The sequence below is a fragment of the Enterococcus italicus genome, assembly GCF_023743875.1.
Lineage (GTDB): Bacteria > Bacillota > Bacilli > Lactobacillales > Enterococcaceae > Enterococcus_G > Enterococcus_G italicus.
Genome location: NZ_JAMRVB010000001.1, coordinates 1,007,846 through 1,026,046 on the forward strand (window position 1 = coordinate 1,007,846; position 18,201 = coordinate 1,026,046).

The window sequence follows — 18,201 nt, forward strand, 5'->3', positions numbered from 1 at the left end:
TCTGACTACGTTAGAAGTTTACGATTTCTTTCACTTTTTCTTCAATGTCTGCTGCGTTTGGCAACCACACATTTTCAGCTTGACCAAATGGGAATACAGTATCAGGAGCTGATACACGTCCGATTGGTGCTTCTAATGAAAGAATAGCTCTTTCAGCAATTTCAGAAGCAATTTGCGCACCAACGCCTGCTTGTTTTTGTGCTTCTTGAACAACTACAACACGACCTGTTTTTTCAACAGAAGTAATAATTGTTTCGATATCCAAAGGAGCAACAGTACGTAAGTCAATGATTTCAACTGAAACATTTTCTTTAGCTAAATTATCAGCAGCTTTTATTGCTTCACGAACCATTGCACCGTAAGTAATGATAGAAACATCTTTTCCTTCACGAGTAACAGCTGCTTTATCTAAAGGTACTTCATAGGCTTCTTCTGGAACTTCTTCACGGAAAGAACGGTATAATTTCATGTGTTCTAAGAAAACAACTGGATCGTTGCTACGGATTGATGAAATTAATAGTCCTTTTGCATCGTAAGGATTTGAAGGGATAACTACACGAATACCTGGTGATTGCGCAATTAGTCCTTCTAAGTTATCTGAGTGTAATTCTGGTGTATGAACGCCACCACCAAATGGTGAACGAACAACGATTGGCAAGTTACGAGTGCCACCCATGCGGTAGCGCGTACGAGCCATTTGAGCAACAACTTCGTCCATTGCTTCAAATACGAAACCAAAGAATTGTAATTCTGGAACCGGACGGAAGCCTTCTAAAGCTAAACCAAACGCTAAACCAGCAATTCCGGATTCCGCTAATGGTGTATCGAATACTCGATCTTCACCAAATTTTTCTTGTAATCCTTCAGTTGCACGGAATACCCCACCGTTTTTACCAACATCTTCACCAAAAACTAGGACGTTTTCATCGTTGGCTAACTCAAGAGCAAGGGCATCTGTGATTGCTTGAATCATTGTTTTTTGTGCCATCTTTATTTCGACTCCTTCGCTTCATAGAATGCAATTTGTTCTTTAATTGATTGAGGTTGAACTTCAAACATATTTTTCAAGAAATCAGATACTTTTTGTTTTGGAACTTTATCTGCTTCAGCGATTGCTGCTTTAATTTCTTCTTTTGTTTGTTCAATCACTTGTTCTTCTTTTTCTTCTGACCATAAACCTTTTGCTTCAAGGTATTTACGGAACCGAATCAATGGATCTTTTTGTAGCCACTCGTCATCCATATCTTTCGAACGGTAACGAGTTGGATCATCACCAGATAGTGTATGTGGACCATAACGGTAAGTTAATGTTTCAATTAAAACTGGACCATTTCCAGCAATTGACCATTCACGAGCCAATTTAGATACAGTGTAAACTGCTAATGGATCCATACCATCTACTTGGATACCAGGAATTCCGGCAGCTACTGCTTTTTGAGCAAGTGTAGCAGCGGCAGATTGTTGTTCACGAGGTGTTGAAATAGCAAAGCCGTTATTTTGGATGTAGAATACTCCATTTGCTTTGTATGCTCCTGCGAAGTTAATTGCTTCATAGAAGTCACCTTGTGATGAACCGCCATCACCTGTATAAGTAAATACAACATTTTTCTTGTTGCGTTTTTTCAAACCTAATGCCACACCAGCAGCTTGGACATACTGTGCTCCGATAATAATTTGTGGTGGTAGAGCTTTCAGTTCTTCAGGGTAATAGTTCCCTGCTACGTGTCCTCTTGACCATAAAAATGCTTCTTTTAATGGTAATCCATGACGGATTAATTGAGGTACATCACGATATCCTGGTAAAAGAACATCTTCTTTTTCAAATGCAAAATGACTAGCTAATTGGCTCGCTTCTTGTCCAGCTGTTGGAGCGAAGAAACCAAGACGTCCTTGACGATTCAATGCGGTTGAACGTTCATTAAGGACCCGAGACCAGACCATTTGAGTCATCAACTCAACTAATTCCTCATCACTTAAATCGGGTACTAACGCTTCATTTACAACATTTCCATCTTTATCCAAAGCTTGATAAGTTGGAAAATCAGCATTGATATCTTTTAACAAAGCTTCAAAGTCAATTGTTTTTTTCTTTGCCATCTTGTCACACTTTCCTCTCTGAAATTCTTTTTGCGATTCTCTATCAGTATGTATAACAGAAATTGATACTGTATTACTACATTTCTGACTCACAGGTATAACCTATCATTTTTGAGAGAGAAAAACAAGCAAAATGTTTTCGCATTCATAATCTTTTAATTGAAATATCCGCGAGATTCTTTTTGAAAATGGTGAACTGTTTCACATTTTAATTTATAGCTATATAACAACGAAATTATCTTTTCATAACAGAATCATTTTGTTGGTATGTGAGTAAAATCCATTTAAAAGATTTCAATTTCATCCGATTTTTAATTCAAAAAAAAATCTATCTATTTTTCGAACTATTGTTACAATTCATTATTGATTGAATGCGTAACGTATGTTATCATTTATTTTGTACTGTCACAATCAGATTACTATTATATAACAGATTTAGGAGTTGATTTAAATGAAACCGATTTCTTCTATTTTGACACACGCTATATCCGATTATCTAGCTATTTTAAACCAGATTCAATTTGAACCTTCAGTCTATTCAATCTCCCAACTAGCAAACCACATTAGTATTAGCGGTGAATTGTTAAAAAAACGACTCGCTACAATGAACGCATTAAGTACTCCCCCTCTTTTTTATTTATCTCCCACTTCCATCACCTTGAATCGCAGTAATCCTAGGTTAATATTCGATCTATACGAACAGATATTTAAAGAAATCCCTGAGTTAATTATTTTAGATGAAGTTCTTTTCCAAAGGAAACGGACTTTACTAACCATTTCTCAAGATCAGCCTTTCGCTCCATCCACTCTATCAAAAGCAAAACACAAGATCCTCTCATTTCAAAAGGACCAGCTAATTTCCGACAATAGACCTGTTTGTACAATAAAAAAGAACCTTCTCTTTTATTTTAGTATTTGTCTGGAACGTACACTAGTCAAGTTGTATCGAGAGAGACTAGAAGTCATGTGGACACTCAGCTATCCTATCTTTTTTACAAACGCAATAGAAATTACGACTAAGAAAGAACCATTTTTAGCATGTTACCCAACTTATCGCTTCAAAAAAAATCAATATACCAATCCACTCTCGCTTCTGTCTGAATTATGTAGCGAGCATCCATTTGATTGTACACCCTTTAATTTTTATTTTCAGACTTTTTTAAACACGAATCAGATAAATAGCCCCCACGAAAGATCTTTTGCATTATATTGTGTCTATAATTTGCTACTTTGGTACCACCATCTTCCACCCTACCAATTAGTTAACTTTGCGCAAAATCCAGAATTTTGTTCCTCTGACACCAAAATAAATCGTATGAAAGTACAGTTATTACAACAAAACCTATCTTTACCAAATGATGAGTATTATCAAAACTTATTCGTATCTCTCATTCAACGCTATCAGTTTGAACAACAAATTTTGGCGAAATAACAACAGAGTGAGGAGCTACGACCAAATAGACCATACGAACTAGAAGCTTGAGAAACAACTTTCGGTTCGTATGGTCTTTTTTTTAATTCTGTTTATTTTTGAATTGGCTAGCACAATGATGGCTATCTCGATGTTAAGTTAGATTGTATCACCATATTAAAAAAATCGTCACAAATGCTTGAATCAAGGATCCAGTCGAACCAAATGTAGTGGCACTTTGATCGCCACCACCCATTTTTTCAATCGCAACTGGGATCAAAGTTAAACCAATTGTTGTAATAACTGTTCCGGTCACTATCGGCGGGAAAAACCGTTTGATTTTTGAAAAGATTCCCGCACAGAGCAGTAATAAAGCACCAGCAAAAATTACTGAACCAAAAATTGCGCCGAGCCCTGATTGTTTTCCAATCAGAATCGCTGGACCAACACCTTGAATCGCACAGCCTAAAACAACTGGTAGACCAACACCAAAATATTTCCCCGCCGTTAATTGAAGCAGTGTCGCGATACCACACATAAAAATATCAATGGAGATCAAGTATGTTAACTGACTATTAGACAGCCCTAATCCAGCACCTATTAATAAAGGAACGGCGACAGCTCCTGCATACATCGCAAGTAAATGCTGCATGCCGATCACTGCTGATTGAGCATTCGATGGTTGCTTCACGATTAGTCCTCCTCAACAAAGTTCACTTGATTTTCTGATAATGATTTGATTCTTGCTAATGAGTAGACTGGCACACCCATGTCTACAATCAACTGATGACCAGGTTGGAAGGCCTTTTCAATCACGATTCCGACACCTACAACAGATGCACCTGCTTGTTGGCACAATTCAATTAAGCCTTTCGCTGCTTGACCATTAGCTAAAAAATCATCAATAATCAGCACGCGATCGTCCTCATTTAGAAATTTTTTTGAAATCGAAATTTGATTGGTTTGTTGTTTGGTGAAAGAATAAACAGAAGAAGTCAATAATTCCTCATTCATAGTCAAACTTTTCGTTTTACGGGCAAAAATCATCGGCACATTCATCGCTTGTGCGGCAAAAATTGCGGGAGCGATCCCTGATGATTCCAATGTCACAACTTTTGTCACGCCCTCATCGGCAAATAATGTCGCAAACTCTGTGCCAATCGCGGCCATTAAATGCGGATCCACTTGGTGTGTTAAAAATCGATCGACTTTTAGAACATCCTCATTTAATACCCGGCCGTCCTTTTTGATTCGTTCTGTCAATTCTTTCATTGTTCCACTCCTTATTTTCAGTCATTCTAATAAAAAAGGCGTCTTCTCTGCAAAAAATGCAAAAAAGACGCACGAAAAAAAGCCTTTTTTACTTATAGTCCGATATTTGCGGTATCAGGTAGAAACTGTCGACCAATTACGACGATATATAAGTAACTCTAATTATGAAAAACTCACTAACTATTATGTCGATTCGTTGTGAAAAATACAAGAAGAAATATTCTCATTCTTTCTCTTTTTTCTCTAATGTTCGGATTCATATCGTTCTTTTTCAGTTTCCCGATACTTTTCCATCTTTTTACTAAATAATTGGCCATTTGTCGGTGGTGTATAGGTAATTGCATTGGCTCCGGCCTCGATTGTCTCCCGAATGAGTTCTTCAGTCGGTCCACCTGTAGCGATAATTGGTAAATCAGGATATTTGGCCCGAAAATGACGAACGGTATTCGCCGTCTCTTTGCCGGCACTAATATTGATCATCTTTACCCCTGCTGCCAATTTCTCATCTAGCTCTGTATAAATACTTGTGACAGTACTAATAACTGGAATATCGACAACTTTGCAGACGGCTTGGACTGTTTCTATCGGTGTCGGGCCGTTCAAGACCACTCCAAGCGAGCCTTGCGATTCTGCAAATAGACTCATATACACCGAACGCTGACCTTGTGTCAAGCCACCTCCTACACCTGAGAAGACTGGGATGTTTGCTGCTTCAATAATGCTTTTGGTAATGCCTGGATGCGGGGTAAATGGGTACACAGCGATGACTGCATCAGCATTGGTATTATAGATAATGGCAATATCCGTTGAAAATAAAATTGATTTTATTCGTTTCCCAAAGACACGAATGCCACTCGCATCTTTGATGACTTCCGGCACTTTTACGATATCTTGTCTTAGAACTGATGTTACTTCAGGTACAAACTTATTTCCCACTTTCTTCCGCTCCTTATTGATCGTATTTTGTTAAATGATACGACTCGATCACCGATTCTATTTTTGTCGCATAGTCAGGATCTGTTGCATAGCCTGCTTCTTGCAAGGCAAGAGCCGCCTCTTTATATGAATTTGCCGTCAATACCTTTTCATACTTTTGAGGATTCCAAGAGACACCATTAACTAGTAATTGCGTATGTTCATCCAATGACTCATCCCACGACTCATACACTCGAAAATTTCCCTTAATCGTAATCCATTGTTCATTAACAAATTCTTTTGTATCTAAACGAATGGCCTTTTGACTGCCATATGCCTTTACCCCAAATAAATTATAATACTCTGCTGCTAATTGGCTAGTTCCCCAATTTGATTCAAGAATAGCTTGACCGAGGATGATACTTGGCAAAATACCGTATCCCTGTTGCAATTCTTGAGCATGAGGAGCGATAGTATCTAGAAATTCCTGTCTCGTCACTTTTGAAGGATTTTCAACATTGATTGTTGTCGGTGTGATTTGATCTGAAAGCTGGCGAATAGAAAAAATAAATGACCCACATATAATAAAAAAACCACTAATAATGAGTACCCAATTTGGTTGATTTCTTTTTCTTTTTTTCATAAACCCTCTTTATTTCTGCTATTTTCTTCATTTACTGATCGATCGACTCACCCATCCATTCGAGTAACGCTTGCTTTTCGCCGGATAAGGCATGTTGTAGGACCGCTGGTACGCGAAACGTCAAGACATCATCAAAGCCCCACTCACCGTATGCAATGGTTACTTTTAAATTAATCCATTGCTTGCCGTCTAGTTCTTGTTCTTGTTGAATGACTTCTACTTGACCCAATTGATGTTCAATCCAATCTTTGGCGATAACTAGTTTCATTTTACGGTATTCAGTTAGTGCCAACAAGCGTTTTTCTGGATAAATAATTGTTTGCCTTAATACCTTTTGTACGAGCATCCATTCGTAATCACTAAATAAATGATTGATTTTTTGGTTTACTTCTGGTGGTAAAGCTGTGTGATTTTCCTTCCACGCCTCCCATTTAGCCCAGTCAATACCTAAAGTATTACTGACAAAGCTCGCTTCCGATCCGTATTTTTCTTTAATTTCTTGACACACAATCTCAACATAGATAGTATGCATACTCCATTCCTCCCATTAATTCTTTGCATTTTTTGAAAATGGATTGACATTTGAAAACTCTGATTTTAATTCAATAAACGATTGAAATGATTGCAAGAATTGAAACAATCTTGCACGATTCTCAAATTCTTTGCGATTGTCAGGTAATTGTAATGCCTGATAAAACATATAGATAGCATCTAAATCTTCCAAAAGCTGAGTACCATCATTTTCCTCATCAAAACTCAGTGCAGTCTTTTCTAACAACAGTTGCATCTGCTTAGTGTACTTTGCATCTAGACTAATTTTTGCTTGTAAGTCAATCATATCTTTCAATATTCTGACTTGTGAACCACGCATCAAAAAATACTCTTCAAAATACGGATTTACATCAAAGTAACGATCTTTGCTCAGTAGTTTGGCTTTTGTCTGTGCTGAACGAATGGTTTTCATTAATTTTTCACAATCGGCAGATAACTGGGTATTATCGAGTTGCTGAAAGGACTTTGATAGATCCCAGATAAGCTTGCGGAAAAGATCCTCCACTACGATTTGCTCTTCCTTGACCATTTTTTCGCGATTGGGCATATAGCTATTTAACAACAGCGCTGCACCAACTCCAATCGTCAGCAATAAAAATTCATTTGTCAACAATTGTACGCTAAAGGATTGTTCAACTAAATAGTGCGTCACCAAAACCGAATTGACGACAATCCCTTCTGTCACCTTTAACTTAACCGCAAGTGGAATAAAGAGTAACAAATAGATACCAAATGCAAAGGGATTGTACCCGATAATATGGAAGCACACAAATGCTACCACTGTTGCCAATCCTAATGAAAAAATTCTCCCCAAGCCAGTATACAAAGAATCTTTTTTGGTATTCCCTAAACTTAGTATCGCGATGACACCCGCTGCCGTAGGATAATTTAACTGTAAAAATTCTGCTATCATCATAGCTATTACGCTTGCTATAGCCGTTTTTATCGTACGTAACCCAATTCGCATAAATCCTCCACTAGTAGTTATTCATTTGCTTTTAACGCATCTAACATATTTATTTTTTGCAATTGGTGGTGCATTACAACTCCTACAACTAATGTAAAAAGAAACGTAATGCTCCCCGCATAAAGATAGCTCTGCCAATGCATTGTTTGTACAAACAATGTCGTATCCATTTCGACCGTTTGAATGACAAAATGATGCAAGAAAATGCCAGCGAATAAACCAAACATAATGCCAAAAAGCGAAAGTACAATATTTTCTCGAAAGACATACAAAGTCACTTCTTTAGAGAAAAAACCTAGGACCTTCATTGTTGAAAGCTCTCGAATTCGTTCGGCAATATTCATGGAATTTAGATTGTAAAGAACAATAAATGCCAGCATACCAGCAGCGATGATGAGAATCCAAACGACAATTGTTAACACAGCAAAAGAAGTTTCCAAGTTTTCTTTTGTCTCATCCAGCTGCGTGATAGTGATAATATTGTCATCTTTTTGCCATTTTTTTACAAATGCTTCACTAGCTGCTTGATTATCTTTTTGAAAGGAAAGTAAAAAGGTCCGATAAACGGGTGACTCACCTGTCAATTCTTCATAATAGGCATTTGATAAAAACAGGGCATGGCCGACATAATTTTTGATGATTCCAGCAATTTTCACTTTTGATGAATGCGTATCTGTTAATCGTACCCTCAATGTATCACCGACCTTTAAATGATACAAGGATGCAAGTTTTTCAGATACCAAAGCTCCACTTTTAGGAACAGCCACTATTTTTTCTGACGTGCTCGACTGCAATAATTGGACTTCACTTAATTCTTTGTTTACTTTTGGCACCGTAACAGTCACCTTTTGGTTTTGATAGCCAGCTTTTGAAGCAGTTCGCTCACTAGTAGCGACGTTGACCACTGTGTCCACCTCTTTAGAAAAAGCATCTGCCAGTGTGGAATCCGGTTGTTTTACTATTACTACCAGTTGATACTTCCATATTTTATCAAATTGAAGTGGAACGATATCACCAATCGAATCTTTCAAGCCAAAGCCTGTCAAAATCATCGCCGTGCAACTAGCTATACCGATAATTGTCATCCACATCCGCCCTTTGTAACGAAATAGATTGCGAAACAAAACCTTGTAATGAAAATTCAGTCTACGCCAAAATGGTTGCCAACGTTCAAGTAAAATTCGTCGTCCAGCTTGAGGTGCTTTTGGTCGCATTAATTCAGCAGGACGTTGCCTTACTTCGAGCATTAAAACGCCAACCGCGACACCGATTGTACACAGAATCGCTACAGTGGTCGAAAGGACGATTAAGTTGGGGTGCCAAATCAATTGATACCCTTTAATACTATAGACTTGATTATAAGCTTCAATGATAATTTTCGGAAATAAAGTGAAGCCAACCACCAAACCAAACCCAACACCTAATAAACAGGCTGAACCAATATACAAGAGAAATTTACTCATGATTTCCGTTGGTCGATACCCTAATGCATAGAATAAGCCGACTTCTGATCGTTTTTCGTCTACCATACGTCTGACAGTGGTAAAACTAATCAAACAGGCAATTAAAAAGAATATGGTCGGAAAGACCGTCGCTAATGAATCAATCCGATTGGCATTTTGCTTATACTCTGTATAGCCTGATAAGTCTTCTCTAGTCGTAACGGTCGTTTGTTGATCAACGATAGACGTCAATTTACTTGTAAATTGTGTCACTTTCTTCTGGTATGCAGTGGAATAGGTCTGGTAGTTCGTATAACTAGCATCTAGCTGAATTACTAAGCTAGTAGGTAGTTGTTGAACAAAATTATCCTTCATTATGAAGCCATAGTATGCGACCGACCCACTACCGATAAATGATGTGCCACGGTTGCTTTTATCAAGATAGACAGGGCTTTGAATAAACCCTATCACTTTATAGGTCAGTCTCCGCAACTGATTACTCTCATCCAGTTGAATCGTATCACCAATAGTAATATTTAGCTCACTTTTTATCGATTGGTCCAAGATAATCTCAGATGCTGCTTGCGGATAACGTCCTTCAAGCAGTGTCAACTGATTCAAAGCGGCTGATGCTTGATAGCCAGTCAGTCGTAACACATCACCATTGGCTGTAAGTGTAGTATCGGCACTGATTTGTGTGTCGATTTCTTTCACACCATTTAATTTCGCTATTGTATCAATCTGGCTTTGCGTAACCCCTTCTGCGTTTGTCAGCGTTACATCGGCAAGGTAAGTTTGGCGAAAATACTCGTCTGCTGATTGTTTCATATCTGGTGCTGTAGCCTTAATTCCTACAAAAAATGCAACGCCTAAAAAAATAATACTGACTAAGGCAAGAAAACGCGCCGGTGTCTGACGAATATCGCGCCATGTCGAGAGAAAGAATTGCTTATTCATCCGATTCACCTACCATTCTAGTGACTGTATGGATATAGGATTTTTCTGATCATAAATCTGTTGTACTTTTCCATCATTCATACGAATCACACGATTAGCCATCGGAGCCAGCTGACTATTATGCGTGATTATGACTACTGTGGTGCCATCTTTTCTAGCAGCGTCCTCAAGTAATTGCAAAATTTGTTTACCCGTTTCATAGTCCAATGCGCCAGTCGGTTCGTCCGCTAATAACAACTTTGGTTTTTTTGCCAAAGCGCGAGCAATCGTTACCCTCTGCTGCTCTCCACCAGATAATTGTGCGGGAAAATTAGCCAGCCGATGCCCGAGACCAACTTTTTCTAGCATCTCTTTGGCATCGTATGCATTGGGTACGAGCTGGCTTGCAAGCTCAACATTTTCTATAGCTGTCAGATTCGGGACCAAGTTATAAAATTGAAAAATAAACCCAACATCCACTCGGCGATAATGTGTCAGTTGCTTATTCGAAAATTGAGCGATATCCGTCTCGTCGACAATCACGCGACCACTCGTCGGGACATCCATACCACCTAATATATTCAGTACAGTTGATTTTCCCGCACCACTCGGGCCAAGGATGATCGTAATACTACCTGATTCTATCTCAAAAGAAACATTCTCATTCGCTTGAACAAGTGTACTACCCATCTGGTAATGCTTAGATTCATTATGTAATTCAATCAACGCCATGACGTTCCCCTCTTCCAATCCTTTACATGTAGTTTACCATAGAAGGCCACCTTCAAGGAATGACCCTTACCTATGATTAAACGCGAAAAAATGGTGTAAAGAAGTATTCCTATTCTGAAAAATATGTAAAAAGGCACGAACGAATTAGCTACTATTGACAAAAGGTTAGAACATCCAAAAGTTCGAAAAACAATCTCTAGATGTTCTAGTCTTTTTATAATTTTACAATTCTGTCTCAACCTTGATAAATAGTGTGGCAAAACAGCTCACTCGACAAGCCAAACATTCCGTATATTTGAAAAAATTTACGTATATTTGTTGATCGAAGCGAGTGTTACACAGCCTATTCTCTTATTGAGCTGTGTAACGCTTGCTTCCATCTAGATAGGTTGCATATAGATCCATTTGCGGCGTCAAAACAATAAAGTCCGCTGCGCGTCCTTTTTTGATTGAACCACAAACATCATCAATTTTGCAACTCATTGCCGGAACCAGACTTCCCATCATAATTGCTTCCTCAGGTGTCGCTAATCCCCACGCCACGACATTTTTAATGGCTTCTTTCAATTTTAAAATACTACCTGCTAAATTACCTTCCGATAAGCGAGCCGTACCATCTTTTACGACAACAGGAAATTCACCTAATTGATAATTTCCATCTGGCATTCCACCTGCCATCATACAATCAGTAATCAATGCTATATGGTCAGCGCCGACTTTATCAATAAGCAACTCACATGCTTTAGGGTGTACATGATGCCCATCACAAATTAATTCTGAATAGACATGCTGCAACGTTAGCAGCGCACCGACCATGCCTGGTTCACGATGATTCAGACCGCGCATGCCATTATACGCATGGACGAAGACACTTGCACCCGCTTCGACAGCGGCTTGGGCTTGCGTCAATGTCGCGTCACTATGTCCAAGTGAAACGACAACCCCTTCATCCGTCACGGTCTTGACAAATTCTTTTACCCCTTGACGTTCAGGTGCCAAAGCAATTTTTTTTATTAACCCTTCTGCTGCTTTTTGCCAATCATGAAAGACATCAAGATCTGGATCGCCAAAATAGCTTGGATTTTGAGCTCCTTTGTGTTCTTCTGTAAAAAAAGGCCCTTCGAAGTAAATCCCTTGAATTTTGGCTCCAGTAACATCCGCTTTGACGCTAGCAATGGTCGCAGCGACCTCTTTCAGCCGTTCTTGACTTGAAGTGAGTGTCGTTGGTAAAAAGGATGTAACACCACAAGACAATAATTTTTCCGACATGATTTTTAGCCCATCCGCATCATTATCCATCACATCATGGTTGGCATAGCCGTGAATGTGGGTATCCACCAAGCCAGGTGCAATCCACTTTCCCGTATAATCGATCACTTCTCCAGAAAACTTTTCAGGTAACTCTGCAGAATACTCACCAAACAAGCCATCCACAAGTTCTAAATAGCCCGGCCCTTTTGTTCCCGAAGTGAAAAAGAACTTGTCCGCATAAATATAGTCTTTCACGATAATCGCTCCTTTAAACAATTTATACGATAAACGTACTCTTTTTTGGTTCGAAAATCAAGAAAGGTATACACCATTTTCAAACTTTGCGAACATCTGAACTGACTGCGCTTTCTCATACATAAATTGTGCGCGCTCATACTCTTGCAATTTTTCATAGGCAGCACCCGTAATTTGCAATAATTCTTCAACATAATAATAGCTCATTTTACTAATGGCCCATTGAACTCCTTTCAGGGCGCTATCAATCGTCCCTAAAAAATCAGCTTGTAAAAATAAAAAGCGGCTATGATGATAAAAGATTTTAGAGAGTTCAAAATTCGCATGCTCCTTTGGCAAATCCATGGTCAACTGAATACTTAGCGATAAATAATGTTCTGCGTTTTTCAACTGATTCGTATCTGCATAAATCCGGCCAAGACAGCCCAAAATTTGAATCTCAATCGGTGAAATATTGCTTTTCTTGTTCTCTGTATACGTCAACAACAAGCTATGCTTCAACGAATTGATCGCTCGATCAGGATTTTGATCGATAAAAAATTGGACAGTGCCCAGATAATAAAAATACAGCTGCATATCGGTATCTAAATAAATTTGATTGGCAATCTGAGCATTGCGTAGTAGTGCATTCATTTGTTCGTAGTCTTGATGAATCAACGCATTATTCACCTTTTCAAAGAATCGTTGCATTCGATGAATTTCATTAAATTCAGCAAACATCATTTGATCCATGGTAATACCCAGCCGCACACAGATTTTTTTCAATACGAGTACATTGGGAATTTCTAAATCATTCTCTATTCGACTTAGTACGCTTTGTGAGCAGATACCATCAGCCAGCATTTTTTGTGTCAATTTTCGTGTTTTCCTCAGTCTTTTTATTTTTTCTCCGAGACTACTTTTTTCGTTTGTCATAAGCCCTCACCAAATATGCGAATTCGCATTTTCTATTTTATTCATTTTAGCACATACTATCAAAAAAGAAAGCGTATTTATTTTTTTTAGATGAAAAAAGGGAGTGATTGGGATGAGTCAGCAGACAGTAATTAGCTTTACATGGGAAAATGCAGTGTATAATGGTATCGTGGAGAAAGAATACGAAAACTCTTACTTGATTAGTGTGAGTAATCCGAATCAAGAATTGACTGAAAAATACAATGGTCGCATCGTCATCAGTAAAAAGAATTGTAGCGACCTTAATGACTAAAAAAAGAATCCAGCTCATTCATTTCAAAGCCAATTGGGAAAAGGTTTTGCTAGAATGAGCGTGGATTCTATTTATTTTTGACGATACGTTGCTAAAAATTGACGCATGGACGTCGCAGTCGTTCTTAACTCTTCTAAGTTTGGCAAGTAGACGATACGGAAATGGTCCGGTTGTTGCCAGTTAAAACCTCCCCCATGTACCAATAAGATATGATGCTCGTGGAGAAAATCCAGAACGAACTGTTCGTCATTGGTAATATTGAATCGTTTGACATCAATCTTTGGAAACATATAAAAGGCTGCTTTAGGCTTAACGGCACTTAAACCAGGTATGTCATTAATCGCATTATAGATGTACTCCCTTTGCTCATAAATTCGACCACCAGGAAGCAAGAGCTTATCCACACTTTGATAGCCCCCTAATGCGGTTTGAACGATTTGTTGCGAGAGGACATTCGAGCATAGACGCATTGAGGACAACATGTTTAATCCTTCGATATAGTCTTTCGCATTCTTTTTATTGCCGCTTAGCACCATCCAACCAACACGGAATCCCGCAACTCGATGTGATTTTGATAATCCGCTAAATGTCACGACAAAACGATCAGGTGCTAATGTCGCGATTGGTACATGCTTAAGGCCATCCATCAACAAGCGATCATAAATTTCATCAGAAAAAATAATTAAATCAAACTCACGGGCAATTTCAACGATTGCTAATAAAATTTCTTTTGGATAGACCGCGCCAGTCGGATTGTTAGGATTAATTAATACAATCGCCTTCGTCTTAGGAGTTACTTTTGAGCGAATATCCTCAATATCTGGATACCATTCACTTTGCTCATCACAAATATAATGAACAGGCTTGCCACCAGCGAGTGAAACAGATGCTGTCCACAACGGATAATCAGGCATCGGAACTAACACCTCATCGCCATTGTTGCATAGTCCTTGCATACTCATTGTGATCAATTCACTTACACCATTACCTGTATAAATATCATTGATTGTCACATTTGGAAAATTAGCCAATTGACAATATTGCTCGATGGCTTTGCGAGCAGAAAAAATTCCCTTCGAATCAGAATACCCTTCTGAAGCTCTTACGTTCATAATTAAATCGCGAATGATTTCATTTGGTGCCTCAAAGCCAAATGTCGCTGGATTACCGGTGTTTAATTTTAAAATGCTTACGCCTTCTTCTTGCATTCGCTCTGCTTCTTCTAATACTGGACCACGAACATCATAGCTTACGCCTTCTAGTTTTGATGATTTTTCAAAGTTTCTCATAGCAGATCCTCTTTTCAGAATTAATGGTTTGTTTCAACTTTAAGGCATCTTCTTAAAAATTGCAATTTGTATTGAAAAATATTTTTAAGTAATCTTTCCTATTCACATTGACAAACTTTAAAAAAAACGATACCATTTCTAAGTCGTAACATTTGCGGATATGGCGGAATTGGCAGACGCGTACGCTTGAGGGGCGTATGGCCTTAGGTCGTGTGGGTTCGAGTCCCATTGTCCGCATTAGTAGCACCACGCTTCCTATAGGCGTGGTGTTTTTTTACACAACTAAAAGTTTACATAACATTATTATTGAAATAAAAAAAGAGTGTAATAAATTTCCGTCACACTCTCGTAAACTGTGAAAAGCAGCATCATGGCAATTCTGACTATCTCAATAGCCCCTTTTCTCACATTTTTTTACTTCTTTGTTGGTTTAAAATACCCATTTTCTTTAAATTGACTTTCTCCATCTTGAATTAAGCCATTTAATGAATGATCCAAAATACTGCGTTTTTTATCTTTAGACTTGATTGCAGCTTTGTATTCATTTCTTGTCATTGTGATTTGCTCCGTTTTTTTGAAGCGTTTAACAGATGGATCCCCCGGTTTTTTCTCTTGATAATCTGCATTTATATCAAACAATAAATAATTCCCTTGTTCTTTTTTCATCGAAGCGTATAGTGTCGCTGGAGCAATTTTTTGCTCAGGATCATCAGGAATTAGTGATGCGGGGACAAATTTCGGTACAAAGTAAGAACGACCACCTGAATATTCCTTTTTAACAGTTGAAACTGGCTGCTTCTTTTGTCCTTCACGGGGTGCTACATATTGTTTGGCTGACTGCTCATGATTTGTTCTTTGGTGATCGAAAAGTACTTTTTTTCCTGTCTTCTTCGTTTCACTGACTGCATGCTGACGATAAGTCGGTAGTGCTCTTTTGAAACGTTCAAGGGTTTCTTGCTCTTGATTATGGAATGCACTTTGAGCAGATTCGCCGCTTGGCTGACGACGATAGTTTTTTTCTTCAACTATCATTTTTGGTTTTTCTACTAGCGATTCTGTTTGTTGTTCGGTAATAATCCAGCTATCATCGGATGCAAAGCGTGTCAACGAGTCTTCGTTCGACCGTCTTTTCACACCTTCTTCATCAGAAAAAGCCGGAAATCTTTCTTTCTTTCGCTTAATGTCAGAATAGTGTGCCATTGACTTGCTCCTTCCAAAGTATCATTTTTCTTCACTATCATAGCATGAATAGCAAAAATTTGCTGAAATTTTCTTATTAATTATAGTCTCGTGGCATACTGATAGTCGCCTTGTTCGACGATTGAATAGGCCCCTTCCTCAAAAAATTGCCAGAGCTGACCTAAAATGCTCCGCTGTTCAAATTGTGAACAATCCACTAGTATCTCATCCTCTTGAGATGGAGCACCTGTTTTACTTGGAGAACTAGCAACAAGCTGACAGTCTTCTGTCAAAAAGCCGAAATCAACTAGACTTTTTAAAAAGATCGACGGACGTATTCGTTTGGGATTGGTACGCAATTTTTCAAATAAAACTGCTACTTGATCTAAGTAATATGATGGATCAACATCGCCCAGATAAGAAAACTGCTCATAGCGATTCTCTGCCCCGCTTCTCATAGCTGTAAAATAGGCTGGCATCGTCTTATCATACTCTTCATCAGATAGTTCATAGACCTTAAGCTGTTCATGAATTAGGTCTCGAAAGACGAATAGCGGGCTGTTACTGTCTGTCAGATATAGTTGCGGATGAGTCGCTAGTTGTTGTCCTTGGTAGAAAAACCACGCTCTTCTTTTCTCTTTCGGCCATGGCGCGATCATCACCTTTGCTTGCTCAAATTTCGATCGGATTACATCATCCGTTTCAGCTTGCAGATATATGGGTACCAGTAATTTATATCGCCGCTCTGACCTAGCAATCAGACCGAGACGAATGTAATTTTCCATCGCGCGATCGACTTTCACAGTAGGAAAGGCTTGTTTAATATCACGCAATGTCGGCAATTGCTCTGCTTTATTGATTAAATAGTTAACGAGTTGTTCAAAAAAAAGACGATCGATAAGTTTCTGATCAGTTTGCCAATGATCCTCTACTATTAATTTCATTCGGACACCTCCAGTTCATTCATAAAAAAAGCGTGAGAATCAATCACAGTAAGCAAACGCTTAGATTGATTCATCACACCCGATTAAACTATCGTATTCACTCAATTAAATCTATTAAAATGTTTCAGTCAATTGTGGAACGATTTGTTTTTTACGAGAAACTACACCTGGTAAAAAGGCCCGATTGTTATTTAGTGTCACACCAAATGCTTCTTCCACGTTAGCTTTGGGTTCGCCGACAACAAGCAATTCTGAATCGCTATCTAAAATATTGGTAATGACTAACAAGAACAAGTCGTACCCGTTACGTCCATTTTCAGCCGCCATGACTTGTTCAAATTCTGCTTGACGCTCTAATACTTCTGCGATGTCTACCGTATTCACCTGCGCGATACGAACCTTTTTATCGCCCATTGGGAAGCTTTTTGCATCAAGCTCTAATAATGTATCGACGGATTTCGTACTTAAATTCGTACCCGCTTTTAACATGTCTAAGCCATAGCTTTCTACATTGACAGCCGCAATTTCTGCTAATTCTTTTGCAGCAGCAACGTCTTCTGGCGTACAAGTTGGTGATTTAAATAATAATGTATCTGACACGATAGCCGATAGCATGATTCCTGCGATTTCTTTAGGGATAGAAACATTGGCTTCTTTGTATAGTTTCAAGACAATCGTACTTGTGCATCCAACTGGTTCAGCACGATAGTATAAAGGATTGGCTGTTTCAAAGTTAGAAATTCTGTGATGATCCACAACAGATAAAATAGCAACATCAGCGATATCGACTGCACTTTGTTGAAATTCATTGTGGTCAACTAGCATCACGCTATCGGCCTCTGGTTTCACACTTGTAATCACACGAGGTGCTTCTAGTCCAAATGTTGATAATGCAAATTGTGTTTCTTCATTAGGTGTTCCTAATGCGACAGCTTCAACATCCTTTCCTAGTGCATTTTGTAAATGGGCAAAAGCAATTGCCGCTCCGATTGCATCGGTATCTGGATTTTGGTGCCCGAAGACTAAAGTTTTTGACATGACGATCTCTCCATTCTTTCTTATCGCTTTTAATGATAGCAAAAAAAACAAGATAAGAAAATAGCATTTCT

17 protein-coding genes, 1 tRNA gene, 1 pseudogene and 1 riboswitch are annotated in these 18,201 nt (G+C 38.6%); of the genes and pseudogenes, 3 read left to right on the forward strand and 16 right to left on the reverse strand.

All coding sequences use genetic code 11. From position 1 onward, the window contains the following. Window positions 1-10: 10 nt before the first annotated feature. The gene (locus NE257_RS04860; RefSeq protein ID WP_007208202.1) at window positions 11-988 is read right to left on the reverse strand and encodes an alpha-ketoacid dehydrogenase subunit beta; all 978 of its coding nucleotides are present in this window, start codon (window positions 986-988) and stop codon (window positions 11-13) included. A 2-nt stretch (window positions 989-990) separates the two neighbouring features. After that, window positions 991-2,097, reverse strand: a complete 1,107-nt coding sequence (gene pdhA / locus NE257_RS04865; protein WP_251854719.1) for a pyruvate dehydrogenase (acetyl-transferring) E1 component subunit alpha — start codon at window positions 2,095-2,097, stop codon at window positions 991-993. 451 nt (window positions 2,098-2,548) lie between these two features. Here pdhA and NE257_RS04870 point away from each other — a divergent pair, with 451 nt between their 5' ends. Next, the gene (locus NE257_RS04870; RefSeq protein ID WP_251854718.1) at window positions 2,549-3,529 is read left to right on the forward strand and encodes a hypothetical protein; all 981 of its coding nucleotides are present in this window, start codon (window positions 2,549-2,551) and stop codon (window positions 3,527-3,529) included. A 154-nt stretch (window positions 3,530-3,683) separates the two neighbouring features. On the opposite strand, the pseudogene NE257_RS04875 reads toward NE257_RS04870, so the two are convergent. From NE257_RS04875 to NE257_RS04920, 10 genes and pseudogenes are all read right to left on the reverse strand, one after another. Beyond that, window positions 3,684-4,199: pseudogene (locus NE257_RS04875) on the reverse strand (solute carrier family 23 protein); the annotation flags it as partial. A gap of 2 nt (window positions 4,200-4,201) precedes the next feature. Continuing rightward, the gene (locus NE257_RS04880; RefSeq protein WP_007208184.1) at window positions 4,202-4,780 is read right to left on the reverse strand and encodes a xanthine phosphoribosyltransferase; all 579 of its coding nucleotides are present in this window, start codon (window positions 4,778-4,780) and stop codon (window positions 4,202-4,204) included. 75 nt (window positions 4,781-4,855) lie between these two features. Beyond that, window positions 4,856-4,952: riboswitch (purine riboswitch) on the reverse strand. A 71-nt stretch (window positions 4,953-5,023) separates the two neighbouring features. Beyond that, window positions 5,024-5,716, reverse strand: coding sequence for a beta/alpha barrel domain-containing protein (locus NE257_RS04885; protein ID WP_007208183.1), 693 nt, complete (start codon window positions 5,714-5,716; stop codon window positions 5,024-5,026). Window positions 5,717-5,729: 13 nt separating this feature from the next. Then, window positions 5,730-6,338 (reverse strand): glycoside hydrolase family 73 protein, encoded by a 609-nt coding sequence (locus NE257_RS04890; protein WP_007208182.1) that lies wholly within the window; start codon window positions 6,336-6,338, stop codon window positions 5,730-5,732. 31 nt (window positions 6,339-6,369) lie between these two features. Next, window positions 6,370-6,870, reverse strand: a complete 501-nt coding sequence (locus NE257_RS04895) for a hypothetical protein (protein ID WP_251851675.1) — start codon at window positions 6,868-6,870, stop codon at window positions 6,370-6,372. Between the two features lie 15 nt (window positions 6,871-6,885). Beyond that, the gene (locus tag NE257_RS04900) at window positions 6,886-7,857 is read right to left on the reverse strand and encodes an aromatic acid exporter family protein (protein ID WP_251885920.1); all 972 of its coding nucleotides are present in this window, start codon (window positions 7,855-7,857) and stop codon (window positions 6,886-6,888) included. Window positions 7,858-7,874: 17 nt separating this feature from the next. Then, complete coding sequence (locus tag NE257_RS04905; RefSeq protein ID WP_251885921.1) at window positions 7,875-10,256, reverse strand: ABC transporter permease; 2,382 nt, start codon at window positions 10,254-10,256, stop codon at window positions 7,875-7,877. A gap of 9 nt (window positions 10,257-10,265) precedes the next feature. After that, window positions 10,266-10,967, reverse strand: a complete 702-nt coding sequence (locus tag NE257_RS04910; RefSeq protein WP_251851678.1) for an ABC transporter ATP-binding protein — start codon at window positions 10,965-10,967, stop codon at window positions 10,266-10,268. Window positions 10,968-11,318: 351 nt separating this feature from the next. Next, window positions 11,319-12,473: an N-acetylglucosamine-6-phosphate deacetylase gene (gene nagA / locus NE257_RS04915; RefSeq protein WP_040366507.1), complete on the reverse strand. Its 1,155-nt coding sequence runs from the start codon at window positions 12,471-12,473 to the stop codon at window positions 11,319-11,321. 57 nt (window positions 12,474-12,530) lie between these two features. Then, the gene (locus NE257_RS04920; RefSeq protein ID WP_007208176.1) at window positions 12,531-13,388 is read right to left on the reverse strand and encodes a helix-turn-helix domain-containing protein; all 858 of its coding nucleotides are present in this window, start codon (window positions 13,386-13,388) and stop codon (window positions 12,531-12,533) included. A gap of 112 nt (window positions 13,389-13,500) precedes the next feature. On the opposite strand from NE257_RS04920, the gene NE257_RS04925 reads away from it, so the two are divergent. Then, a complete protein-coding gene (locus NE257_RS04925; protein ID WP_007208175.1) occupies window positions 13,501-13,680 on the forward strand; it encodes a hypothetical protein in 180 nt (59 codons plus the stop codon). 71 nt (window positions 13,681-13,751) lie between these two features. Here the strand turns inward: NE257_RS04925 and NE257_RS04930 are convergent, their stop codons facing one another. Beyond that, window positions 13,752-14,969: a pyridoxal phosphate-dependent aminotransferase gene (locus NE257_RS04930; protein ID WP_007208174.1), complete on the reverse strand. Its 1,218-nt coding sequence runs from the start codon at window positions 14,967-14,969 to the stop codon at window positions 13,752-13,754. A gap of 154 nt (window positions 14,970-15,123) precedes the next feature. On the opposite strand from NE257_RS04930, the gene NE257_RS04935 reads away from it, so the two are divergent. Continuing rightward, window positions 15,124-15,206, forward strand: a tRNA-Leu gene (locus NE257_RS04935). 177 nt (window positions 15,207-15,383) lie between these two features. Here the strand turns inward: NE257_RS04935 and NE257_RS04940 are convergent. The 3 genes from NE257_RS04940 to NE257_RS04950 form a co-directional block, all read right to left on the reverse strand. Further along, complete coding sequence (locus NE257_RS04940) at window positions 15,384-16,169, reverse strand: hypothetical protein (RefSeq protein ID WP_251885922.1); 786 nt, start codon at window positions 16,167-16,169, stop codon at window positions 15,384-15,386. Between the two features lie 80 nt (window positions 16,170-16,249). Then, complete coding sequence (locus NE257_RS04945) at window positions 16,250-17,092, reverse strand: DUF1803 domain-containing protein (protein ID WP_251851680.1); 843 nt, start codon at window positions 17,090-17,092, stop codon at window positions 16,250-16,252. 114 nt (window positions 17,093-17,206) lie between these two features. Beyond that, complete coding sequence (locus tag NE257_RS04950) at window positions 17,207-18,130, reverse strand: manganese-dependent inorganic pyrophosphatase (protein WP_251885923.1); 924 nt, start codon at window positions 18,128-18,130, stop codon at window positions 17,207-17,209. Window positions 18,131-18,201 lie beyond the last annotated feature (71 nt).